This is a genomic window from Pseudomonas sp. XP1 (assembly GCF_053557675.1).
Window position 1 is genome coordinate 148,020 of sequence record NZ_JBNRIJ010000002.1, and the last position, 25,223, is coordinate 173,242.

Sequence of the window (25,223 nt, forward strand, 5' to 3'; positions counted from 1 at the left end):
CCATGGCGAGTCTGATCAACATTGGTATGTCGGGGCTTGGCGCCGCGCAATCGGGGATGTACACCCTCGGTAACAACATCGCCAACGCCGATGTCGAAAGCTACTCGCGCCAGCAGAACGTGCAGAAGACCAAGGGCGGCCAGCAAGTCGGCCAGGTGTTCATTGGCAGCGGTACTACCTTGGCGGATGTGCGCAGGGTCTATAACGCGTTCCTCGAGAACCAGCTGCGCAGCACCACCTCGCTGAGCAGCGATGCCACCTCGTACCTGAACCAGATCACGCCGCTGGATACCGCCCTGTCGAGCAGCGACACCGGTATCACCGCTGCACTGAAAAGCTTCTTCAGCGCCATGCAGGATGCTGCGGCCAAGCCGACCGAGGACGCCTCGCGCCAACTGCTGCTGACCAGCGCGCAGTCCCTGGCCAAGCGCTTCAACACCCTGTCGGCGCAGCTCAACCAGCAGAACAGCGACATCAATGCCAACATGGCGTCGATCGCTGACAAGGTCAACGCGCTGACCAAGTCGATTGCCGACCTCAACGGCCAGATCTCCAAGATGACGGCCGTCAATGGCCAGCCCAACGACCTGCTCGACCAGCGCGACGGCGCGGTGCGCGAGTTGTCGGCGCTGATCGGTGCCGATGTTGTAGAGCAGAAGAACGGCAACTACGACATCTACCTGAAGAACGGCCAGGCCCTGGTGCTGGGCAACACCACCCAGACCATCGGTGTGCAGCCGAGCGCCACCGACCCGACTCGCATGAGCCTGATCCTCAATCGCGGCTCGACCAAGATGGACATCACCAGCAGCACTACCGGTGGTGAGCTCGGCGGCCTGATCCGCTACCGCAAGGATACCCTCGACCCGGCGCTCAACGAGCTCGGTCGCGTGGCCTTGGTAGTAGCCGATGCGATCAACAGCCAGCTGGCCCAGGGCATCGACAGGAATGGTGACTTCGGTGCCACCCTGTTCGGCGATATCAACAGCGCCGCGGCCATCAGCCAGCGTAGTGTCGCCAAGACCGGCAACAGCGCAGGTTCCGGCAACCTCGATGTGACCATCAAGGACACTGGCAAGCTCAGCACCAGCGATTACCAGGTGACCTTCACCAGCGCCACTGGCTACAGCGTGCGCAAGCTGCCAGAAGGCACCGACATGGGCAGTTTCGACCTCACCGACACCCCGCCCCCGGTGATCGACGGGTTCACCCTGTCGCTCAATGGTGGCGGCCTGAGTGCTGGCGACAGCTTCAAGATCACCCCGACCCGCAATGCGGCCGCAGGCATCGACACTGTCCTGACCGACCCAAAGCGCCTGGCCTTGGCTTCGCCGCTGACCGCCACCAGCGGATCGGGCAACAAAGGTACCGGCGTCATCACTCAGCCGACGCTGACCTCGGAGATGGACATCTACGATGCCGCCCAACGTTCGCAATTGCAGACTGGCCTGAAGTATTCGACCCCGGTCAAGCTGGTGTTCGGCGATGACACCAGTTCGCCTCAGGCCTACAAGATGTACGACGCCAAGGGTACCGAGATCGGCAGCGGCACCATCGTGCCTGGCCAGGAGAACAAGTTGCAGCTGTCGGTGCCGATGGTCGATGGCAGCGGCAATTCGCTGGGCGGCAATTTCACCTTCGAGATGAGCGTTTCCGGCGCACCGAAGAACGGCGACAGCTATACCGTGGCGCTGACCGGCGCAGGTTCGGCGGACAACCGCAACGCCTTGTCGGTGATCGACCTGCAGACCAAGTCCACGGTCGAGGTTGGCGCCAACGGCAAGGGCATCAGCTTCACCGATGCCTACGCCAAGCTGGTCTCCAACGTTGGCGGCAAGGCCGGCCAGGCGCAGATGGACAGCGATGCAACCACAGCCTTGCATACCTCTGCTGTGGAAAGCCGCAACGGCCTGTCGGGTGTGTCGATCGATGAAGAGACCGGCAACCTGATCAAGTTCCAGCAGTACTACACCGCGTCGTCGCAGATCATCAAGGCGGCCCAGGAAACCTTCGCCACCCTGATCAACAGTCTTTAAGGAGCCGTAGATCGTGAGCGTACGCATCTCTACTTCGCAGTTCTACAACACCAACCAGGCCAACTACCAGAGCAACTTTGCCAAGACGGTGAAGAGCCAGCAGGAGGCAAGCGATGGCATTCGCGTGCGTTCGGCCAAGGATGACCCGGTGGGGGCGGCGCGCCTGCTGCAGCTGGAGCAGCAGCAGAACATGCTGAAGCAGTACAGCAGCAACATCGTCAACGTGCGCAATGCCTTGGGCACTGCCGAAAGCACCCTCAACTCCATCGGCACCATCCTGCAGCGGGTCAACGAGCTGGCGGTGAGTTCTGGCAACGGTACATTCACCGATGCCGACCGCAAGGCCAACGCCGACGAACTGGCGTCGCTGGAAGACCAGCTGTTCTCCTTGATGAACAGCAAGGACGAGAACGGCAAGTACATCTTCTCTGGCTCCAAGGGCGATACCCCGCCTTACGCGCGCAATGCCGATGGCACCTACAGCTACCAGGGCGACCAGGGCAAGCTCAACCTGCAGGTGGGTGACATGCTCAGCCTGGCGGCCAATGAAACCGGCTACGATGCCTTCGAGCAGGCGCTGAACACCAGCCGCAGCCAGACCAGCCTGACCGCGCCGGCGACCGACGATGGCCGCGTCAGCCTGTCCAACGGCCAGGTCTCCGGCAACAGCCTGTACAACGATCGCTTCCGCAGTGGCGAGCCGTACACCATCGAATTCCTCAGCAGCACCGAATACAAGATCACCGACGTCGACGGCAATGACGTCACGCTCGAGGCCAGCCAGGGCGGCAAGTTCGACCCCAATGGCGACAACACCAGCATCAGCTTCCGCGGTGTCGATCTGCGCCTGGACATCACCTTCAAGGATGGCGACAAGGGTAATGAAGATGCCGCTATCGCAGGGCATACGTTCAGCCTGAGTTCCAAGGCCGATGAGGTTTCCGGCACCCGTAGCCCCGGCAATACCTCTTCCGAGCAAGTGACGGGCGCGACCATCACCGATGAGGCTGCCTACAAGGCCGCTTTCCCTGGCGGTGGCGCGGTACTCAAGTTCACCGGCAGCAGCACCTTCGAGCTATACGCCGCACCGGTCACTGCTGACAGCCGCCCGGTGGCATCGGGTGCACTGGGCGGGCCGAACGGCACCACCGCCACCGCGGCAGGGGTCAGCTTCGAGCTGTCCGGTGCGCCGAATGCCGGGGACTCGTTCGCAGTCAAGGTCGATACCCACCAGACCCAGAACATCCTCGACACCATCGGCAAGCTGCGTACCGCACTGACCAGCCCGGTGGACAACGACCCGGTGGCGCGGCAGAACTTCCTCGCCGCGCTGGATTCGGCGGTTGGCAACATCGCCAGTGCGACCAACCAGGTGTCGTCGTCGGTCAGTGCGATCGGCGGCCGTGGCCAGGCGCTGGATGTGCAGGCCGAAACCAACGAGGCGCTGAGCACCGAGAACACCAAGACCCAGAGCTCGATCCGCGAAAGCGACCCGGCTGAAGTGATGCTGCGCCTGCAGATGCAGACCAACATGCTGCAAGCGTCGCTGCAGGCCTATGCCAAGGTCGCCAGCCTGTCGTTGGTCAACTACATCTGATTTCACCTCTCTCGCGTCATCCGGCGTGTGCCAGCCCATTCGGTGCTGGTCACGCCACCTCTTCAAGGTCTTCGCCGTGAATCAACAGACCCTCGTCAGCATCGCCATCCCAGCCTTCAACCCCGAGTTTTTCCGCGCCACCTTGCTCAGCGCGCTCAACCAGGATTACTCGACACTGGAGGTGCTGGTCTGCGATGACAGCCGTGGCCTGGAGATCCAGCGTATCGTCGACGAGGTAGTGAGCCAGACCGGCAAGCCGGTACGCTACGTGCGCAACCCACAGACCCTTGGGTTCGCCCGCAACCTGCTGGCGTGCCTGGAGCATGCTGAAGGGCCGCTGATCAAGTTTCTCTGTGACGACGACCGACTGTTCCCTGAATGTGTCGGCCTGCAGGCCGCGGTCATGGAACAGCATGCCGATGTCAGCATGACCATCTGCCAGCGCATGCTGTGCGCAGCCGACGATGCCTTGCTACCGCCGCGCATGCTCAATGCAGTGATGTGCCCGGAGGATGCGGTAGTCAAGGGCAGCGACTTGCTCGAAGCGTTGGAGACGAACGCACCCAACCTGTTCGGCGGCCTCAGCCATGCACTGATGCGCCGTGACCTGGTGGCCGAGTTCCTGCCGGCGCTGGTGCAGGAGGGCAGCGGGTTTGCCGCGCGCCTGGACATGGCGCTGTACATTTGCCTCATGCGCCGAGGCAATCTGGGGCATCTGTCACGCTTTCTCAGCATGGAGCGTCTGCACCCTGCACGTTTGAGTCACCAGGCAAGCATGACCCTGGCCTTCCCGATCGAGACCGACTGGATAAAGGCAATGCTGGCTGCGCGGGCAAGCGAGGCCGCACCAGCCAGTGGCTGGGTGCGCTATCTGTCACTGGAGCGGTACCAGGGCGAGCAGGGCGCGCAGTGGGACGAGTACGAACTCAACCGCCTTTACGGGGCTCAGCAGGCCCGCCAGGCGCAGCAGGTTGGCACTGACTGCCTGTCGTTTGAAGAGGTGTATGCCCAGTGGCTGGAGTGCCGTGACCTGTCGGCTGCACAGCTCAAGGCCCTGCCCAAGCGCTTCGAGCAGTGGGCCCGGCAGCCGCGTATCGTCCCGGTGATCTGGGCCGAGGCGGGTGATGAACTGGCCCTGCGCGCGACCCTCGACAGCCTTGCTGCGCAGTCCTATTCCGCAGCTGGCTGCTGGCTGCTGGCGCCTGCGACGCTGGAATTGGCAGGCCACCCGGTCGGGGTTGAGCGCATGCTGGTGCAAGGCAATGGCCTGGCCCAGTTGCAGGCGCGCCTGACACGCGCCGGCGATGCCGACTGGGTATTGCTGTTGCGCGCTGGCGACCGCCTCGTGCCCCATGCCCTGGCGATCATGGGCGAGCGCATGGCACTTCGCGAGCGGGCCTGTATCTATGTCGACGAAGGTAGCCATGACGGGCTGCGCCCGACAACCCCCATCTTCAAGCCGGACTTCAACCTCGACCTGATGCGCAGCCTGCCGTATGTAGGACGCGTACTGGCATTCAACTGTGCGGCGCTGCGCGAGGTCGGCGGCTTCGACACGGACTTCGATACCCTGGCACCCCACGACCTGCTCTGGCGTCTGGCGGAAAGCCAGGGCCTGCAAGTCATCGAGCACATCGACGAACTCCTGGTGCATTGCCAGCATGACTTTGGCCAGTGGCTGCGCGACCCGCGTTGCGTGCAGCAGGCGCCACGCGTGGTGCGAGCCCATCTGCGGCGCCTGGGTGTCGATGCCGAGGTTGTCGGTGCCGAAGGCATGTCGTTGTGCCGGGTGGCGTACCGGCACCCGGAGCAAGCCCTGGTCTCGATCCTGGTGACGCTCGGTGACGACCTGAGCGCGGCAATGCGTTGTGTCGAGTCCCTGTTCGAACACACCCAGTATGGCCAATTCGAGGTACTGCTGATCGCCTCGCCGGATACGCCTGCCGACCTGCGTCAATGGCTGCAGGCCATGCAGGGGCTGGGCAGCAGCCAATTGCGGGTGATCGAGGTGGTCAGCGGCAGCCAGCTGGCGCAGTTGAACCAGGCCAGCGAGGCTGCCCGTGGCGACTACCTGCTGATGCTCGACAGCGCCTGCGCCGCCTTCGACCGGCCCTGGCTGGAGCAGTTGATGGTTCAGGCCCAGCGCCCGGAGGTCGGCGTGGTGGCGCCCAAGCTATGTACCCAAAGCGGCGAGATCTTTGGCGCCGGGCTGGTCCTGGGGCTGCATGGTGGCGTCAGCAGCCCGTTCGTTGGCATGCCGGCTGACAGCGGCGGCTACATGCTCCGGCTCAATGCCGTGCAGAACTGGAGCGCGCTTAGCCTGGACTGCCTGCTGGTGCGCCGCGAGCTGTTCGCCACGCTGGGCGGTTTCGATGTGCAGGGACTCAAGGGCGGCCTGCAGGACGCCGACCTCTGTCTGCGCATCCGCGAGCAAGGTTATCTGGCGGTATGGACACCCCTTGCGGTGCTCGTGCGCTTCGCTTCGACCCGCGACGTGCGGATCGACAGCCAGCGCAAGGTGCTGGACAAGGACATCTTCCATGAACGCTGGTTGGCCAAGGTTGCCCGCGACCCTGCCTACAACCGCAACCTGAGCCTGAAGATGGCCAGCTTCAACCTTGATGCCGGACAGCGTCGTGGCTGGGACCCGTTCATCAGCCGTGTGCTGCCGTCGGTGTTGGCGCTGCCGATCAACACCTCGGCGGTCGGTCACTACCGGGTGGCACAGCCGTTCACCGAGCTGGAGCGTGCGGGCTGGATCCAGGGGCGGCTTGATTACAGTACCCCGGAGATGATCGATATCGAACGCGAGAAGCCCGATGTGATGATCTTGCAGTGTCGCTACACGGTCAATTCGATCGATGAAATGACGCGCTTCAAGCGCCTGTCGAACGCCCGGCGCATCTACGAGATCGACGACTACATCATCGAGGTGCCGGAAAAGAACGCCCATGCCCGGAACATACCGGCCAACATGCGCGAGCTGGTCAGCCAAGGCATTGCCTTGTGCGACCGGGTGGTGGTGTCGACCCAGCCGCTGGCTGATGCACTGTCGAGCATGCACCACGATATCCGGGTAGTCCCCAACATGCTCGCCGCCCCGCTGTGGGCCGGGCTGGCCAGCGAGCGCCAGACTAGCGCGCGGCCACGCGTTGGCTGGGCGGGGGGCACCAGCCACCGGGGCGATCTGGAGCTGTTGCTGGACGTCATCAAGGCCCTGGCCGACGAGGTCGACTGGGTATTCTTCGGCATGTGCCCGGATATCCTGCGGCCTTATGTGAAGGAATTCCACAAAGGCGTGCCCTTGGCGTCGTACCCGCAGAAGCTGGCCAGTCTCAACCTTGACCTGGCGCTGGCACCGCTCGAACAGAACCTGTTCAACGACTGCAAGAGCAACTTGCGCCTGCTTGAGTATGGTGCGTGCGGTTTCCCGGTGATTTGCACCGACACCAAGGCCTATGACGGCTACCTGCCTTGCACGCGGGTTCGCAACAACACCTCGGAACAATGGCTGGATGCGATCCGCATGCACCTGGCCGACCCTCAGGCCAGCTACCGCCAGGGTGATGCCTTGCGCGAAACGGTGCTGCGGGACTATGTGCTGATGCCGCAGCATTTGCAGCAATGGTCGAATGCCTGGCTGGCGGATTGATTCTTTTCGCGTTCGTTGCGAGCGGGCGCCCAACTCTCCCTTCGAAGGTGCTTTATGGTCGATATCGCAAACGGACCGCGCAGTGATGTAACGGTGGTGCTGCTGGGTCATGATCAGGCCGCTCATCGTGAGCGAGCGTTGCATTACTACCGCCAGGCGGGCATTGCCTGTCTGGCACTGGAAGCCCTTGAAGCCCATAGTCCGGGCGCTGTGTGCAGCGCGCGTCTGAGTCAGGCGCTGCAGCAGGTTGCCACGCCGCTGGTCAATCTGGCCCTGGATGCCGACTTCGTGCAAGCTCCGGCACTGGACAGTGCTGCCGACTGCCTGAGTGCCAACCCACTGGCGCTAGGGGCTCAGGGTTACGCCTTGGGATATGTTCCGGGCAATGGTCAAGTGGCTTATTACAAGCTGGGCCACGCATTTCCCGCGCAGGAAGGGGAGGGGGCCTCGGCGCGTATTCGGGCGCATGCGTTGGCGAACCAGCCAGCCTGGCGCGCCGTGGTCAGGGTCGAGAGGCTGCGTTCGGTGCTGAAGGATTTGCCGGAGGATCTGGATTTCGCCAGCTGGCGGGTTGCGCTGTCGTTGGCGTTGCTGGCCGACGGGGCCATCATTCAGCTTGATCAGACCGACGTCATCTGTGAATTGGCGCCGCGCACTTTGTCGCCGGTAGCCCGGGAAGAGCAGTTGGTGCGGACTGTGCGTCTGTTGCGTGCGTGGGACGCCGAACGTGATGGTACATGTACCGACGATGCGGGCTTTGTCGTGCTCAACCGGTTGGTGCGTGGCAGCTACGATGCAGGCGAGCCGCCGTTGCTGTTCACCTCGCGCTGGACCAGTGTGATCGCCGACCCGGACCGCCAGTTCGAACCCCGGCAGTACATTGAGATGCCGTACTACCAGAGGGGCCTGTTCCAGCGCCTGGCGCAGCTCGAGTTCCTCTGCCATGGCTGGCCAACCGGGCAAGAGCACCGTCATGCACTTGAAGGCACCTGGGTGCGTCAGCGTGAACTGCTCGAGGTGCATCCCAATGACACCAAAGAAAGTCTGCAGCAGCGTTACTGGCAGGCCCTGGCCTTGGGCTTGTTCAGCCGCGACGTCTGCCAGCGTCTGCTGGCGACCCTGGAGGACGAAGTGCAGGCGGAAAAAGTCCGCGAATTGAGTGCCTGGCTTGAGCGCCTTGACAGCCTTCCCTGTCAGGACGTGCCTGGGTGGCTGGCAACTACTGCCTCGGGACGGCTGTTGCAGGTGTTGGCGGACGCAACGCCAGCGTCCGCGGTGCGTCAACGCGTGCTTGCACAACTGGCCAAGCGGCCCGGCCCGCAAATTGGTTTCGTGGTCGCGGACCTGCAGGACGATGACCTGGCCCTGCAGGCGACCTTCGACAGCCTGCTGGCGGCCGGGCTGCGCAATTTCAAGCTGGTGGTGCTAAAAGCCGGGAAACCGCCGGCCATCACCACCGCGCGGGATACCTTGCATTTCGTCCAGGTGGAACCAGGTAACTGGGTTTCACACCTGAATCACGCGCTGCGCCAGTTGCCGAGTGAATGGGTGATGTTGCTGCAGGCGGGTGACATCCTTGCCGGCGGCGGCCTGCTGCGGCTGCAGTTGGAACTGGGAGAGTCTCCGGCCTGCGATGCCATTTGTGCCGATGAGATACAACGCGATGAAGAGGGGCGTTTGCTGGGTATCATGCGCCCTGGTAGCGACCTCGACCTGCTGCGTAGCCAGCCGGCCCTGATGTCGCGTCACTGGTTGCTTCGCCGCCAGGCTGTACTTGATCTGGGTTGCTTCGATAGCCGTTTCGGCCACGCGCTTGAATACGATCTGTTGCTGCGTCTTGTCGAAGAGCGCGGGCTCGGCGGCATGGCGCACATGGACGAATATCTGGTGATCGGCGGACAGGCGTCGGAGCCGATGCGTTCCGAGGCGGTGGACATTCTCGACCGTCACCTGAAACGACTGGGCTATCAGGCACAGGTCAGCGATCAGGGCGCTGCCGGGTTGGCCATCGATTTCCGGCACAACTCGACCCCGCTTGTCAGCATCCTGATGGTTCATGAGGGCGACCGGTCTGCGCTTGAGCGCAGCCTGACCAGTCTGTTCCAGCGTACTCGCTACCCTCGCTACGAGATCGTGCTGATCTGTACCCAGGAGCAACATGGCCTGCTGTCAGACGCACTTCGATCGTTCGCCGGCCGTCTGCGTCTGGTCGCCGCCGAAGTTGGAGAGAACCTGTTCAACCAGGCTGCCCGACACGCGCGCGGTGAATACCTGCTGCTGCTTAGCGAGCGTTGCCAGGTGATCTCCCCGGCCTGGATCGAGGCAATGCTCAACCAGGCACAACGACCGGAGGTTGGGGTGGTTGGCGCGCGCCTGGTCGGCATGGATGGCAGCCTTGCGCATGCCGGTTACGATCTGCTCGCAGGGCCGCGTGTGCATGCACCCTGGGCCAGCTCGCCGGAAGAGCCCGGCAGCCGGGATCACTGGTCTGGCGTCGTGCGTGGTTGCCCGGCGGTGTCGGGGAATTGCCTGATGGTGCGTGCCGGTGTGTTCGAGCAATGCGACGGGTTGCAGGGGAATGTGGCGGCCGATGTCGACCTGTGCCTTGCCGTCACCGCTGCCGGCAGCCTGGTGGTATGGACTCCTCAGGCGCAGCTGATGATTGATGGTGAAGTTTCCCCGGCACCCGAGGAGGCGGCCAAGGCGTTGCTGGCGAAGTGGCCGGGCGCATTTGCCCGTGACGTGGCGATCGATGGTCGGCGGGCCAGTGCCCAAGCAAGCTGGCTGGCGCCGTTCAAGTAGCTGGCGCGGGAATTGCAAAAGCCGGGCAGGAGCCCGGCTTTTTTGTGCCTGGCGGCAAATAATTGACAGGCGTGGCGCCTGGTTTCACGTGGTGTGGACGAGGTTGTGAATGCAAAAGAAAGTGGCTGTGCTGCAGTCCAACTACATTCCCTGGAAAGGGTACTTCGACCTGATCGGCAGCGTCGATGCGTTCATCCTCTTCGATGATGTCCAGTACACGCGCCGCGACTGGCGTAACCGCAACAAGATCAAGACTGCCCACGGAGAGCACTGGCTGAGCATCCCGGTGAAGAACAAGGGGCGCTACGAGCAGTTGATCAACGAAGTTGAGGTCAGTGAGCCTGGCTGGGCGGCTGCGCACTGGAAGACCATCGAAATGAGCTACCGCCGCGCGGCCTGCTTCCAGCAGATGGAAGGGCCTGTCAGGGCGCTTTACGAGCAGGCCGCCGAGCTCGCTCATCTTTCGCAAATCAATCACCTGTTCATTGCCGGCCTGTGCCCTCTGCTGGGTATCCGCACACCGCTGTACCGTTCCGAAAATCTGGGCCATGCAACTGGCAAGAACGAGCGCCTCATCCAGTTGTGCCAGGCGGTAGGTGGTACGCACTACCTGTCGGGACCGGCAGCCAGCTGTTACCTGGACGAGGCCGCGTTCGCCACTGCCGGCCTTGGCCTGTCGTATATGGGTTATGACGGCTATCTCGAGTACCCGCAGCTGTACGGCGAGTTTCAGCATGCGGTGAGTGTCATCGACCTGTTGTTCAACACCGGCGCCGACGCGCCTGCCTTCCTGGAGCGGCGCCCATGAGCACGACCATTTTGCGAGAAGTCGAACAGTACTATTCCTCGCGCATTCGTGAGCATGGCGCCACTCCGGAAGGAGTTGACTGGAACGGAAGCGCTTCGCAGCACCTGCGCTTCGAACAGTTGCTCAAGCTGGTGTCGCAGGAAGAATGGCAGCGAGGCTTCAGTCTGGTCGACGTGGGTTGTGGCTACGGGGCATTGCTCGACTGGCTGCGCGAGCGCGGCGGCGTAGTGGACTATCACGGCTATGACCTGTCGCCCGAGATGATCGCGTCGGCTCGCGCCAAACACGGTGCGGATCAGTTCACCTGCTTCGAGGTCGCCGACCGGCCCACCCGGACTGCCGATTACGCGGTAGCCAGCGGTATTTTCAATGTGTCACAGCAAACCCCGCGGGAAGCCTGGGAACAATATATTGCCGAGGTGCTTCGCAACATGGATGCCTGCTCGACCAAAGGCTTTGCCTTCAACTGCCTCACCAGCTACTCCGACGCGCCATTCATGCGCGACTACCTGTATTACGGTGACCCGTGCTTCTACTTTGATCTGTGCAAAAGAACCTACTCCAGGCAGGTGGCACTCTTGCATGACTATGGCTTGTACGAATTCACCCTCCTCGTGCGCAAGGCCCCGTGACCTGCCGTTCGACTTCCCTGTTTCCTGGAGATATCCATGCTCAAGAAAGGCTCTACTTCCGTAACCCAGTCCAGCGACAGCCAGCTCGAGGCGCGGGAGCGACTCTGGCAGTCATTTGCCAATGCGCCGCTCGATGACGCCGAAAAAGAGCGCAACCTCGGCCTGTTCATCCGCTCGGCCTCCCTTGCGCGGATGCTGGCGATTTCCGACCTGTACCGCGAGATCGTCTCGCTGCCCGGCTCGGTGCTGGACTTTGGCACATGGCGTGGCCAGAACGCCGTGCTCTGCGAGAATCTGAGGGCCATTTTCGAACCGTTCAACAAACAGCGCCGCATCGCGGCATTTGATACCTTCGCCGGCTACAAATCGCACGCCAGCGACAGCAAGGTGACCAACGAGCACTTCCAGGACGGTTGCTACGATACCGGTAGCGGGTATGCCGATTACCTGCGTCACTTGCTGGCATTGCACGAGAGCATCAATGCCCTGCCACAGGTTTCCAGCGGACATCAGGTGGTCGAGGGTGATATCAAGGATACCTTGCCACGGTTCATCGAGGAGAATCGCAACCTGCTGGTGGCGTTGGCCTTTTTCGACATGAACCTGGAGGGGCCGACCCGCTTTGCCCTGGAACAGATCCTGCCGCGCTGCGTCCCCGGTTCGCAGTTGGTGTTCTTCCAGTTGCAGCGTGATTTTCTGCCAGGCGAAGGTTACGCCTACGTAGCTGAAGTGTTGGGCAAGGTGCGTCACGAGATCAAGCGATCGCAGACCTACCCGTCCCTGTGCATCGTCAAAGTGCTGTAAGAGGGCATGCCATGTTCCTGATCATTGGTAACGGCATGGTTGGCCTGGCGATCGCTGCCGGCCTTTCCCGTTCGGTTCCTGCCGAGCGCATTACAGTGGTAGGCCCGATGTCGCGGCCTTACAGCGCCTCCATGGCTGCTGCAGCCATGCTCAACTCGTTCGCGGAGCTGGAGCCGGGTGCGTTGGACAAACCGCGCGACCGCCTTAAGTTCGAATTGAGCCAGGCTTCCGCGCGGTTGTGGGGGGCGTTTGTCGAAGAGTTCGAGATTCCCGCAGAGCACTACCGGCTGGGTACCGTGCTGGTCAACAACAATGCCTCCAACAGGTTCGAGGACCAGGCGTTTGACGCCATCGCCGATTATCTCGAGGAGTTTGCCGAGCCGTACGAGCGGATCGAGCCGACATTGGAGCCGGCCTATTCGCCGGCTTCGGCCTACCGAAGCCGCAACGCCCTTTTCCTGCCCCGCGAAGGCGTGGTCAATCCCGATGGTGTCATCCAGGCCCTGCAACAGACGTTGGCAAGGCGCGGTGTGCGCTTCGTCGAGGGCGTGGTGGAGTCTCTCGACAAGATCGGAGGCCGAACCTGTGGTGCTCGCCTGACCGATGGCCGAGTGCTGGCTGCGGAACGTCTGGTGCTGGCCAACGGCAGCAAGGCGACCCGGCTGTGGGCCGAAGGCGACTGCATTCGGGTCATCAACGGCGTCGGTGCTACGGTCGTTTTGAAGAACCCGGGGATCCAGGGACGTTACGTGCTTCGTACGCCAAATCGAGGTGGCGCCTGTGGTATCTACCATGCGCCGTACCAGGACGATCTGTTCGTGGTTGGAGCGACCAACCTGATCACCACGGTCGACGAACAGGTGCCACGCGCCGAGTCCGTGGCTGCCCTGATAAATGGAGCGATCAACCAGGTCAACCAGATGCACCGTGCCAGCGGTTTCGTGCGGTACAACTTCGGCTATCGACCGGTCAGCCTTGATGGCTATCCGGTAATCGGCCAACTCAATGACAACACCTTCATTGCGACCGGCACGCGGCGGGATGGTTATCACTTTGCGCCTTGGCTGGCCGATAACCTGTCGGCGCTGTTACAGGGACTGCAACTCTCGCCCCAGGCTCGCGCGTATTTCGAATACACCCGGCCACTTCGGCGCGCAATGCTTGATGATTCAGTCGAAGCGTGCTGCCGCAAATACGCGGCAGTCAAATGTTCGGCGCTTTCCCAGCATGGCTATGACGCAGGGCATACCGATGCCGACCAGGCGCTTGAGGGCCACTACTACCAGCGTGCGAGGGATTTCTTTGCCCGTAACGGCCTGGAGAAGGCAGTACAGGTCGAGTTTCTCGATGCGCTCATCGGCGGCTACCTGCCGCTGAGCGATTTCATCTGACGCACGCGGTGGAGAATACGAACGTGAGCAATCAGGTCATACCTTTCAACAAGCCTTTCGTCGTTGGCAAGGAATTGTTCTATATCGCCCAGGCAGTGATGAATGGCGGCATCGCTGGCGATGGACAGTTCACTCAATCGTGCCAGCAATGGCTGGAAGACAACCTGGGTTGCCCGAAGGCGCTGCTGGCCCATTCCTGTACCGCTGCATTGGAGATGGCGGCGATCCTGGCCGATGTCGGTCCGGGGGATGAGGTCATCATGCCGTCTTTCACGTTTGTATCTACCGCCAATGCGTTCGTGCTGCGTGGTGCGGTTCCGGTATTCGTGGATATACGCCCGGACAGCCTCAACCTTGACGAGCGTCTGGTCGAAGCCGCGATCACCGAGAAAACCAAGGCGGTCGTGGCAGTTCATTATGCTGGGCAGCCTTGTGACATGGAGGCGCTGCTGCGCATCTGCAACAACCACGGCCTGATGCTTATCGAAGACGCTGCGCAGGCGATTCTCGCCAGGGAAAAGACCCGTGCGCTTGGTACCATCGGGCACCTCGGTTGCCTGAGTTTCCATGAAACCAAGAACGTCATCAGCGGTGAGGGAGGGGCGTTGCTGATCAACGACCCGAAACTGATCGAGCGCGCAGAAATCATCTGGCAGAAGGGTACCAACCGCAAGGCGTTCGCCCGGGGCGAAGTCAGCAAATACACTTGGGTCGATGTCGGCTCTTCGTTCCTTCCCAGTGAATTGACGGCTGCCTTCCTCTATGCACAGCTGGAGCAGGGGGAAAGCATCAACGCCCATCGGCGGGCTTTGTACGAAGCTTATTACAATCAGTTGCAGGCGCTGGAAGCCGATGGCTGCTTCCAGCTTCCCCGTACGCCGGGCGGACGGCCAGCCAATGCGCACATTTTCTACCTGTTGATGCGCAACAACCATGAGCGCAGCGAACTGATCCAGTTCTTGCGCGAGCGGGATATCCATGCGGTGTTCCACTATGTACCGCTGCACGATTCACCTGCCGGCCTGCGGTATTCCCGCAGCGTCGGAGAACTGCCGGTAACCTGCGATGTTGCCCAGCGTCTGGTGCGCTTGCCACTCTACTCGGACATGACTGCTCGCCAGGTTGCCCGTGTGTGTACAGCAATCGCCCAGTTCTTTGCCGAGCCACGTGCTGTCTGAGGCCGGCTGCCTGTATTTTCCTGATTCTGGAGTTTCCAAGCGATGCCCAATTCTGCCCGGGTTGACGCCCATTCGCTCGACCAGGCACTGACGCGCCTGAGGTTGATGTACGCCAAACCGGAGCATCCGTATTACATCCTGGCACCAGACTACCGGGAAACCTCCTCGGGCGTCGCGTCGCTGCACTATCTTTGCCACGTGCTCAACCTCAACGGGCGCGAGGCTTATATCTGTGGTGGTCAGGTGGTCAATCCGGACCTGAAAACGCCGTTGCTGGACCCGCTGACCCAGAAGCGGCATCAGGCCGAAGGCAAGGTACCGATCGCTGTCTATCCGGAAGTGGTGGTGGGCAACCCGCTTGGCTGCGATGTGGTAGCGCGCTTCCTGTTGAACTTCGAGGGTTTTCTTACCGGCCAGAGCATGCAGGCTGCAGGCAGAGACCTGTTGTTCTATTCCGGTGCCCTGATCGCCGCGCGGCATGGTTATCCCGATGGCGATTTGCTGTGCCTGCCGACGATCGATGTCGAACTGTTCAGTGCTCCGGCACCGGGCACGCTACGTGAAGGCAAGTACCTTTACCAGAATCGCCACCCGCTGGAGCAGATCGACTATTCGCAGTTGCCTGGCGATATCCAACTGCTGAGCATGGCCAATGCCCTGACATTACCCGAGCTGGCAGTGCTGCTGCGCAAGGCCGAGGTGCTTTATACCCACGAATGGTCGATGACCTGTGTGATCGCGGTCCTTTGTGGCTGCCCGGTGATCTTCATTCCTGGGCACGGCATCGACGAGCAGTTTCTTGAAGCCAGCTTCATCGGCAGCCACGGCTTCGCCATGCTCGATCGGCCCGACGCGTTCGAGCGTGCCAGTGCAGGGCTGGAAGGTGCACTGCAGCGTTATGTGGAGCGAACGGCACCCTTCTGGCAGCAACTCGAGGTGTTCATCGCCAAGACCCAGTTTGCAGCCCGTCGCGAGACGGCCGGCAATAACGGCGGGATGCTGACATGGCTGCGCCAGCGTTACCCGCTGCCGCAGCAGTTGCAGTTGATGCAGGACCGGCTGGCGGCACCCGATGCGCCTTCGATTGCCGTGCTGGTGCTGGATCATGGCGATCCGGGAGCCTTGGCGCGTACCCTCGGGAGCCTGGACGACGTGCTGTATCAACGCATCCAGGTCTGTGTGCTGGGAGCGATGGAGCCGCGTCGTCCGAACGTGCAGTGGGTGCCTGCTGATGCTCGAGCGCCGCTGGCCGCTATCAATGGCCTGCTGGAAAGCAGCCCTTGTGATTGGTGCATGGTGGTTGACGCAGGAGTGGAATTCACTGCCAGTGGCCTGCTGGTGGCGGCCCTCGACCTGTCACAGACCCAGGTGGCATTTGGTGCGGTGTTTGCCGACGAGGCTGTGCGTGGAGCCGATGACAGCGTTGAAGCTCGCCTGCGACCCGACCTCAACCTGGACATGTTGCTGGCACATCCGGCCGCATTGTCGCGGCATTGGTTGTACCACAGGTGCACGCTCGTGCAGCAGGGTGGGTTCGACCCGGCTGCAGGTGGCGCCTACGAACTGGCTTACCAGTTACGCTTGATTGTCGAGCATGGGTTGGGGGTGGTGGGTCATATCAGCGAGCCGCTGTTGATCGCCAATCGGCCAGACGTCACGGTATGCGACGATGAGCGAACGGTCATCCAGAAGCACCTGCTGGAGCGCGGTTATCCTGAGGCGCAGGTTGATTCGATCGAGCAGGCGGCGAATTGCTACCAGATCGACTATGGGCATTCGCGGCCGGCCTCGGTGAGTTTGATCATCTACATCGAAGGCGACTTGTCACGGTTGCAGCGCTGCCTTGAGCAGTTGTTGCAGAACACGGCAGCTGTCACGCATGAAGTGCTGCTGGTAGAGCCAGGCAATGACGATCCTGTGTTGCTTCAGTGGCTGGACATGCTGAGCCAGGTTGAACCAGGACGTGTCCAGGTACTGCGTTTCATGCCGGGGCAGTCTCGTGCGGCCATGTGCAACGCAGCGGCTCAGGAGGCGCAGGGCGAGTTTCTGCTATGGCTGGATGCTGCCGCCATGGTCAATGATGGTGATTGGCTACTTGCCTTACTCAACCATGCGCAGCGCCCTGAGGTCGGTGCTGTGGGGTGCATGCTGGCGAGCCCCGATGGGGTGATTCAACAGGCAGGCCAGGTACTCGGAATGGGCGGCAGCGTCGGTCCTGCATTTGCCGGGCAGGTCCTGGGCGATAAGGGCGACCTGGCGGCGCTGGTGACCGAACGCAACGGTGTGGTCGTGGGTGATCGTTGTCTGATGGTGCGGCGTGAAACCTTCCTTGAATCGGGTGGTTTCTCCGTCGACCCGTTATTGGAACCCTGGGCTGAAGCCGACCTGTGCCTGCGTTTGCAGCAGGCCGGCTACCTGAATGTCTGGACTCCACGTGCCAGGCTGCTGCTGGAAGCAGCCCCCGCTGATGCAATCGGTGCTGAACAGGAAGATGCGCTTTACGCTCGCTGGTTGCCGCAACTGGTCAGTGATCCCTCCTACAACGCCAACCAGTCATTGCTTGTAGGTCACAGCCATGCGCGGCAGGATAACGGGCTGTGCTGGCGACCATTGCAAGGCATCGCTCCGACAGTGCTGGCTTTCGCTGCTGACCAGCAGGCGGCTGGACAGGCCCGTGTAATACAGCCTCTCATGGCATTGCGGAATGCTGGCGTGATCGATGGTTCGGTGACCATCGGGGTTCTGACCCTGGTGGACATACAGCGCTATGCGCCTTCGAGTATTGTCTTGCAGCGTCCGCTGGCGGATGGGGGGTTGCAGACCTTGCGTCGTCTACGTGCCTTCTCTCAAGCGTTCAAGGTGTATGAGTTGGACGGTTATATCCCGGAAATGGGGTTCGCCGCCGGCCTGGGTGCGGATGAATTACTGCAGCGCATGCGCTACGGGTTGATGCAGGCAGACAGGGTGGTCGTCGCTGCCCCGGCGTTGGCGGAGCTGTTGCAAGGCCAGCACGATGACGTGCACCTGCTCGAAAGCGCACTACCTGTCGCCTGGGGCCAGTTGCAAGGCTTGCGGCGCATGGCGCAAAAGCCGCGTCTGGGCTGGATCGGTAACAAGGATGCCGTCTTGCTGGCCGAAGTAGTGCCGGCGATGGCGCATGAGGTCGATTGGGTCGTTCTGGGCGACTGCCCACCAGCGCTGCGGCCGTTCGTCCGGGAGCACCACCCGCATGTTTCTGATGAAAACCTGGGTAATAGCCTTGCAGCCCTGAATCTCGACCTGGCGCTGGTGCCGATGGCCGAGACCCTGGGCAATGCCTGCTCGGCCGACCTGCGGGTGCTTCAGCACGCTGCTTGCGCGCATCCGGTGATCTGTAGCCGGGTGGCCGGTTTTGCCGGCGCAGACACCTTGCCGTTGTCGAGGGTGGAAAACCAGACGGCTGACTGGCTGCGGGCCATCCATCTGCATCTGGAGGACCGCGACGCGTCGGCAGCGTTGGGGGATGCCCTGCAGAATGCTGTCCGGTCGAACTGGCTGCTTCAGGGGGAGCGCCTGGAGGCCTGGCGCCGGGCCTGGCTTTCCTGAGCCACGATGCATGCCGGGTACCCGCTTGAGGCGGGTATCCGGTAGCGCACACAGGGCCGTGGTTGCGTACGAGGGGCATTGATCTTGTCGGGCGATTGGCCGATCGTATGAACGATCGTGACTTGGCAGTCGAAACGTGCATCTCTAAGCTATCGAGTCTGCGGGCAGTCTCGTCGTCTTTTCACCCGAGGTATCTGAACCCGGCGCGAAAGCCCGCGAATTTTCGCCATATCTATCGGGAAGCCACAATGATTGGCATCAAAAGCATCGCCAGTTACGTACCTGTCGAGGGCGTCGACAATTACGCGCAGGGCGCGAAATTCGGCAAGGACCAGGATTTCATCTTCGGCAAGATCGGTTCGACCTTCCTGCCGCGCAAGGAGGCCACCCAGGAAACCTCTGATCTTTGCGTGGAGGCAGCAAGAAACCTGTTTTCTGCCAACCCTGGCCTTGATCCTGCGTCCATCGATGTCGTGATCGTTGTGACCCAGAACGGCGACGCCGAAGGCTTGCCGCATACCGCTGCGATCGTGCAGCACAAGCTGGGCCTGAGCACCCACGTTGCAGCTTTCGATATTTCTCTGGGCTGCTCGGGCTATGTCTATGGCCTGTATGCCATGAAGGGCTTCATGGAAGCGGCCGGGCTGAAAAACGGCCTGCTGATCACCGCAGATCCTTACTCGAAGATCGTCGATCCCGAAGATCGCAATACCACCATGCTGTTTGGTGATGCCGCCACTGCGACCTGGATGGGCGAGGGCGCTGCGTGGCAGCTCGGCAAGTCGCTGTTCGGCAGCGACGGAGCCGGGGCTGAGCACTTGCGTACTACCGACGGCAAGTTCTTCATGAATGGTCGTCAGGTCTACAACTTCGCCTTGGTCAAGGTGCCTGCGCACCTTCAGCAGTTGCTCGATGCCAGCGGCCTCAAGGCGGGCGATATCGACCTCTATTGCCTTCACCAAGGTAGCGCGGCAATCGTGGATGCGGTTTCGGCGCGCTTTGTGGAGGGCGAGTACAGGCAGCGGTTCGTCAAGGACATGGTCGAGACCGGCAATACCGTCTCTTCGAGCATTCCGTTGCTGCTGGAAAAGCATGTGCTGGGTTCGCAGCACCAGCGGGTTGCCCTGAGCGGTTTCGGCGTAGGCCTTTCCTGGGGTTCGGCAATCATCGAGCGCCGCGATTGACCCCCTTTGTCGACTTCAAGACGCCGCCGCTTTCAGGCGGCGTTTTCTTTTCTCCTGCACAGTGAGTGCGCCTGTAATCTGGCGTCAAACCCTTGATTTCATTGGGATGGCCGGATGCCAGCAAAAAAAGTGAGAAATCGCCCTAAAGCAAACTGCCCTGACGACGATAAACATTACGAAGGTTCTCTGTGCCACACCCGGCGAATTGCCAAGGCCGGAAGCCGTAGTACCCAATCCAACGAGGAATTCGTCATGGCTTTGACTGTTAACACCAACACCACCTCTCTGGGCGTTCAGAAAAACCTGAACCGTGCTTCCGAAGCGCTGAGCACCTCGATGACCCGTCTGTCCTCCGGCCTGAAAATCAACAGCGCCAAAGACGACGCCGCCGGCCTGCAGATCGCTACCCGCATGACTTCGCAGATCCGTGGTCAGACCATGGCTATCAAAAACGCCAACGACGGTATCTCCATCGCCCAGACCGCTGAAGGCGCGATGCAAGAGCAGACCAACATTCTGCAGCGTATGCGTGAACTGGCCGTTCAGTCCCGAAACGACTCGAACAGCACCAACGACCGTGTCGCTCTGGACAAAGAATTCCAGTCGATGGCTTCGGAACTGACCCGTATCGCCAACAGCACCCAGCTGAACGGCAAGAACCTGCTGGACGGTTCGGCTTCGGTCATGACCTTCCAGGTTGGTTCCAACACCGGTTCGGCCAACCAGATCACCATCGACCTGAGCGCCAAGTTCACCGCTTCGGACCTGGGCGTTACTTCCTCGATCAACATTCAGGGTTCCGACACCACCACCGCCGAAGCCAACTTCAGCGCTGCTGTTTCGGCCATCGACGCCGCTCTGCAAACCATCAACAGCAACCGTGCTGACCTGGGTGCCGCGCAGAACCGTCTGACCAGCACCATCAACAACCTGCAAAACATCAACGAAAACGCCGAAGCTGCCCGTGGCCGCGTACAGGACACCGACTTCGCTGCTGAAACTGCCCAGCTGACCAAGCAGCAGACCCTGCAGCAAGCTTCCACCTCGGTTCTGGCCCAGGCCAACCAGCTGCCATCGGCAGTACTGAAGCTGCTGGGCTAATCTGCCTGGTTGCTGGCGGGGAAGTGCTGGTAAGGCACTTCCCCGCCTTTTCATTGCGAGGTGGTGGGCATGGACATGAGCGTCAAGCTGAACCTGTCTTATCCGGCCGCACGTCCGGCCGAGCAGGTTGCCGAAAAACCGGTTGCCCGGTCGACGGAAAACGTAAAACCCGAAGACGACAAGAAAGACGCCAAGGCGGTGCAGGATGCCGACAAGGTCAAACATGCCGTTTCGGAGATCGAAAAGTTCCTGAAGGCATCGCAGCGCAATCTGGAATTTTCCACGGATGAAGAATCCGGCAAGATCGTGGTCAAAGTCATCGCTACCGACAGTGGTGAACTGATTCGCCAGTTGCCCTCGGAAGAGGCCCTGCGGATCGCTCACAGCCTGAGCGATGTCAAAAGTGTTCTGTTCGACGCCAAGGTATGATTGGCGGCGAACACCAATGAAGTGATGCATGTCAGTCCCGCAGGAGCGGGTTGACGCGTTGATGAGAGGGACTACAGCATGGCAAGCCCGATTACTTCCAGTACAGGCCTGGGTTCTGGTCTCAACATTACCGATATCGTGACCGCGCTGGTCAAGGCCGATACATCCGCCAAGCAGGCGCAGATCACTCGGCAAACCAGCAACAATACTGCGATGATTTCGGGTATCGGCTCGCTGCGCAGTGCCCTCACGGCATTCCAGGACGCCATGAAGGCGCTCAACAACAAGGATGCGCCGTCGTTCAACGCCTATGCAGCGACCTCGGCCAACGAGTCGGTGGTCAAGATCAAGTCCAGCAACACGGCCGTGCCGGGTAGCTACGACATCGTGGTGGACAAGCTGGCCACCAGCTCGAAAGTCGCCAGCCAGCAGTTCGCCGGCGGTGCCAGCAGTGCGATCACGGCTGGCAAGCTGACCATCAGCCAGGGTGGCAAGACCTATGATCTGGATGTGGCCAGCGGTGCCACGCTGCAGAGCGTGCGTGACCAGATCAACAAGGAAATGAGCGCCAACGGTATTTCCGCCAACATCGTCAATGAAGAAGGTGGCTCGCGCCTGGTGCTCAGCTCGACCACCACCGGTGCCGGCAGTGACATTTCCCTGAGCGGTATCCCCGAGCTGACCATCGATGGCACCACGCAGATGTCCGGCACTGGCGCCGGCTTCATCACTGCCAAGGCGCAGGACGCCGAGCTGACCATCGACGGTCTGAAGGTCAAGAGTGCCTCCAATACTCTCGATAGCGCGATCAGCGGCATGACCCTCGAGCTGACCGGGGTCAGCCCCAAGGCCAGCGGCGTCGCCACTGGTACGCCGACCGCGGTCACCGTTGCGGCGGACAACGATGGCCTGAAGAAGTCGGTCCAGAGCTTCGTCGATGCCTACAATACGCTGCAGAAGGCGATCACTTCGCTCACGTCGACCAGCCGTGATGACGATGACAAGCTGGTGCTCGGCCCGCTCACCAACGACCCGACCACCCGCTCTCTGCTGGGTGATGTGCGCAAGGTGCTGAGTGAGGTGGGGGCCGGCGACCAGCTGACCACGCTGAGCCAGTTGGGTATCAACACCCAGAAGGATGGCACGCTCGAATTCAACAGCAGCAAGTTCACCTCGGCGATGAACGACAAGAAGCTCGGCCCGGAAGTGCAGGAGCTGTTCACCGGCACCGACGGTATCTTCGAGCGCATGAACAAGGCCATCGATCCTTACAACAAGACCGATGGTAGCCTTGCAGCGCGCAAGTCGAACCTCGACAAGGCGGTCTCGGAACTGGCCAACCAGCAGGCCGCGCTCGATCGCCGCACCGAGTCCCTGACCGAATCGCTGACCAAGAAGTACGTGGCCCTGGACACCGCCCTAGGCAAGATGAAGGCCCAGGCCGACCAGATCACCTCGATCTTCGAAGCGATCAACGCCCAGGCCAAGAAATCCTGATCGGCTGAACATGCCAAAAGCCCGGCGGCGTCCCCAAGATGCCCCGGGCTTTTTGCTTTTTCCCTAAAGTTTTTTGACGTACAGGCGATACAGCAGGTACAAGCAACTTTTTACCGCAGCAACGAGGCAGATCCATGAACCCGATGTTGGCCCTTCGGCAGTACCAGAAAGTCAACGGCGCAGCGCAGACGTCCGAAGCCAGCCCGCACCGCCTGGTGCAGATGCTCATGCAGGGCGGCCTTGATCGCATGGCGCAGGCCAAGGGTGCCATTGCCCGCAACGACATCGCGCAAAGGGGCATCCTCATTGGCAAGGCCATCGACATCATCGGCGGCCTGCGTGAAGGCCTGGACCTGGAAAACCATGCCGACAGCCTGGCTGAGCTGGACAGCTTGTACATGTACATGAGCCGCCGCCTGATCGAGGCCAACGTCACGGGTGACCCGGCCATCATCGACGAGGTCGCGCGCCTGCTGATCACTGTGAAAGAAGGTTGGGACGCAATCGGCGATCAGTCGTCGGCTTCCTGATAAAGGAGGATGACATGAGCGAAGTAATCGCCCGGATCGAGCAGACTCGGGAAATGCTGTTGGCGGCACTGGCCGAGCGTAACTGGGAGGCTGTCGGCGAGCTGGACCTGGAATGCCGCTTGCGCATCGGTGACATGGTGAGCGAGGCGAAAGGCAACGAGGCCGATGTCAGTGCCAGCCTTGAACAGTTGTTGGCCGTATACCGTCAACTAATCGATGTTGCAAGTGGTGAACGTCAATCCTTGGTGGATGAAATGACGAAAATCCGTCAGGCGAAGAACGCGGCAAAGGTATACCATTTGTTCACCTGACCACAGACGTTGCCAAAAGCCATGCGCCATTAATTTGACTGGCTGGTGTTTTTTGACTTTACTAGTGGCTGTTTTCGAATTTCAGACGTCCGAACACTGACCATTCAGTCGGAATGATGTCGAGCACGCCCTCGGGCGCCGATATGACTAGGGAAGTTGCTATTGCATGTGGCGTGAAACCAAGATTCTGCTGATCGACGACGACAGCGCACGCCGCCGCGACCTGGCGGTGGTGCTTAACTTCCTCGGCGAAGAAAACCTCGCTTGCTCCAGCCAGGACTGGCAGCAAGTGGTCGAGCCGTTGTCTTCGAGTCGCGAAGTGCTGTGCGTGCTTATCGGCACTGTAAATGCCCCGGGCGGTGTGCTTGGGCTCGTTAAGACAGTGGCTGGGTGGGATGAGTTCCTTCCGGTTCTGCTTTTAGGTGAAATTTCTTCTGCGGAGTTCCCGGAAGACCTTCGCCGCCGGGTGCTTTCCAACCTGGAAATGCCGCCAAGCTACAGCCAGCTGCTGGATTCGCTGCACCGTGCCCAGGTCTATCGCGAGATGTACGACCAGGCGCGCGAGCGTGGTCGCCAGCGCGAACCCAACCTGTTCCGCAGCCTTGTCGGTACCAGCCGTGCCATTCAGCACGTGCGGCAGATGATGCAGCAGGTGGCCGATACCGATGCCAGCGTGCTGATCCTGGGTGAGTCCGGCACCGGCAAGGAAGTGGTCGCGCGCAACCTGCACTACCACTCCAAGCGCCGCGAAGCGCCGTTCGTGCCGGTCAACTGCGGTGCGATCCCGGCCGAGCTGCTGGAAAGCGAACTGTTCGGCCACGAGAAGGGCGCCTTCACCGGGGCGATCACCAGCCGTGCCGGGCGTTTCGAGCTGGCCAACGGCGGTACCCTGTTCCTCGACGAAATCGGCGACATGCCGTTGCCGATGCAGGTCAAGCTGTTGCGCGTACTGCAGGAGCGTACCTTCGAGCGCGTGGGTAGCAACAAGACCCAGAGCATCGACGTGCGCATCATCGCCGCGACCCACAAGAACCTCGAGACCATGATCGAGGAGGGCACGTTCCGCGAAGACCTATACTACCGCCTGAACGTGTTCCCCATCGAGATGGCGCCGCTGCGTGAGCGGGTGGAAGACATCCCGCTGCTGATGAACGAGCTGATCTCGCGCATGGAGCACGAGAAGCGCGGCTCTATCCGCTTCAACTCCGCGTCGATCATGTCGCTGTGTCGTCATGGCTGGCCGGGCAACGTGCGCGAACTGGCCAACCTGGTCGAGCGCATGGCGATCATGCACCCGTACGGGGTGATTGGCGTGTCCGAGTTGCCGAAGAAATTCCGTTACGTCGATGACGAAGACGAGCAGATGGTCGACAGCCTGCGCAGCGACCTGGAAGAGCGCGTGGCGATCAACGGCCATACGCCGAACTTCAGCAACCACGCCATGTTGCCACCTGAAGGCCTGGACCTGAAGGACTACCTGGGTAGCCTGGAGCAAGGCCTGATCCAGCAGGCGCTGGACGATGCCAACGGTATCGTTGCACGCGCAGCTGAACGTTTGCGTATTCGCCGCACCACCCTGGTAGAGAAGATGCGCAAGTACGGCATGAGCCGTCAGGGCGGCGAGGAACAGGCGGAGGATTGACGCCTGTCGGTTGCCTGTACCGGCCTCTTCGCGGGCACGCCCGC

At 61.3% G+C, this 25,223-nt stretch carries 17 protein-coding genes; all 17 read left to right on the forward strand.

Annotated features, from left to right (window positions below):
- The first annotated feature begins 2 nt into the window (after window positions 1-2).
- The 17 genes from flgK (at window position 3) to fleQ (ending at window position 25,179) form a co-directional block, all read left to right on the forward strand.
- Complete coding sequence (flgK, locus tag ACK1U9_RS03020; protein ID WP_108480456.1) at window positions 3-2,036, forward strand: flagellar hook-associated protein FlgK; 2,034 nt, start codon at window positions 3-5, stop codon at window positions 2,034-2,036.
- A 13-nt stretch (window positions 2,037-2,049) separates the two neighbouring features.
- On the forward strand, window positions 2,050-3,633 hold the full coding sequence (locus tag ACK1U9_RS03025; RefSeq protein ID WP_046614603.1) for a flagellar hook-associated protein 3: 1,584 nt from the start codon (window positions 2,050-2,052) through the stop codon (window positions 3,631-3,633).
- A 76-nt stretch (window positions 3,634-3,709) separates the two neighbouring features.
- A complete protein-coding gene (locus ACK1U9_RS03030) occupies window positions 3,710-7,285 on the forward strand; it encodes a glycosyltransferase (RefSeq protein WP_108480455.1) in 3,576 nt (1,191 codons plus the stop codon).
- Window positions 7,286-7,339: 54 nt separating this feature from the next.
- Window positions 7,340-10,087: a glycosyltransferase gene (locus tag ACK1U9_RS03035; RefSeq protein WP_258229918.1), complete on the forward strand. Its 2,748-nt coding sequence runs from the start codon at window positions 7,340-7,342 to the stop codon at window positions 10,085-10,087.
- A gap of 109 nt (window positions 10,088-10,196) precedes the next feature.
- Window positions 10,197-10,895: a WbqC family protein gene (locus tag ACK1U9_RS03040; protein WP_108480454.1), complete on the forward strand. Its 699-nt coding sequence runs from the start codon at window positions 10,197-10,199 to the stop codon at window positions 10,893-10,895.
- The gene (locus tag ACK1U9_RS03045) at window positions 10,892-11,527 is read left to right on the forward strand and encodes a class I SAM-dependent methyltransferase (protein ID WP_046614599.1); all 636 of its coding nucleotides are present in this window, start codon (window positions 10,892-10,894) and stop codon (window positions 11,525-11,527) included. Before ACK1U9_RS03040 ends, ACK1U9_RS03045 begins: the two co-directional genes overlap by 4 nt.
- A gap of 36 nt (window positions 11,528-11,563) precedes the next feature.
- Complete coding sequence (locus ACK1U9_RS03050; protein ID WP_046614598.1) at window positions 11,564-12,331, forward strand: hypothetical protein; 768 nt, start codon at window positions 11,564-11,566, stop codon at window positions 12,329-12,331.
- Between the two features lie 11 nt (window positions 12,332-12,342).
- Window positions 12,343-13,722, forward strand: a complete 1,380-nt coding sequence (locus ACK1U9_RS03055) for an NAD(P)/FAD-dependent oxidoreductase (protein WP_108480453.1) — start codon at window positions 12,343-12,345, stop codon at window positions 13,720-13,722.
- A gap of 23 nt (window positions 13,723-13,745) precedes the next feature.
- Window positions 13,746-14,900, forward strand: a complete 1,155-nt coding sequence (gene rffA, locus ACK1U9_RS03060; protein WP_178081806.1) for a dTDP-4-amino-4,6-dideoxygalactose transaminase — start codon at window positions 13,746-13,748, stop codon at window positions 14,898-14,900.
- Window positions 14,901-14,942: 42 nt separating this feature from the next.
- Complete coding sequence (locus ACK1U9_RS03065) at window positions 14,943-18,485, forward strand: glycosyltransferase (RefSeq protein WP_108480452.1); 3,543 nt, start codon at window positions 14,943-14,945, stop codon at window positions 18,483-18,485.
- A 248-nt stretch (window positions 18,486-18,733) separates the two neighbouring features.
- Window positions 18,734-19,669, forward strand: coding sequence for a ketoacyl-ACP synthase III (locus tag ACK1U9_RS03070; protein WP_108480451.1), 936 nt, complete (start codon window positions 18,734-18,736; stop codon window positions 19,667-19,669).
- 252 nt (window positions 19,670-19,921) lie between these two features.
- Window positions 19,922-20,770, forward strand: coding sequence for a flagellin domain-containing protein (locus ACK1U9_RS03075; RefSeq protein WP_046614593.1), 849 nt, complete (start codon window positions 19,922-19,924; stop codon window positions 20,768-20,770).
- 69 nt (window positions 20,771-20,839) lie between these two features.
- Window positions 20,840-21,199, forward strand: a complete 360-nt coding sequence (locus ACK1U9_RS03080) for a flagellar protein FlaG (RefSeq protein WP_015271224.1) — start codon at window positions 20,840-20,842, stop codon at window positions 21,197-21,199.
- Window positions 21,200-21,277: 78 nt separating this feature from the next.
- Window positions 21,278-22,696, forward strand: coding sequence for a flagellar filament capping protein FliD (gene fliD, locus ACK1U9_RS03085; RefSeq protein ID WP_085601616.1), 1,419 nt, complete (start codon window positions 21,278-21,280; stop codon window positions 22,694-22,696).
- A 134-nt stretch (window positions 22,697-22,830) separates the two neighbouring features.
- Window positions 22,831-23,226, forward strand: coding sequence for a flagellar export chaperone FliS (gene fliS, locus ACK1U9_RS03090; protein ID WP_085601617.1), 396 nt, complete (start codon window positions 22,831-22,833; stop codon window positions 23,224-23,226).
- 14 nt (window positions 23,227-23,240) lie between these two features.
- Complete coding sequence (locus ACK1U9_RS03095; RefSeq protein ID WP_003257286.1) at window positions 23,241-23,537, forward strand: hypothetical protein; 297 nt, start codon at window positions 23,241-23,243, stop codon at window positions 23,535-23,537.
- Window positions 23,538-23,703: 166 nt separating this feature from the next.
- Window positions 23,704-25,179 carry a transcriptional regulator FleQ gene (gene fleQ / locus ACK1U9_RS03100; protein WP_108480246.1) on the forward strand — a complete coding sequence of 492 codons (1,476 nt, stop codon included), beginning with the start codon at window positions 23,704-23,706 and terminating at the stop codon, window positions 25,177-25,179.
- Window positions 25,180-25,223: the final 44 nt, after the last annotated feature.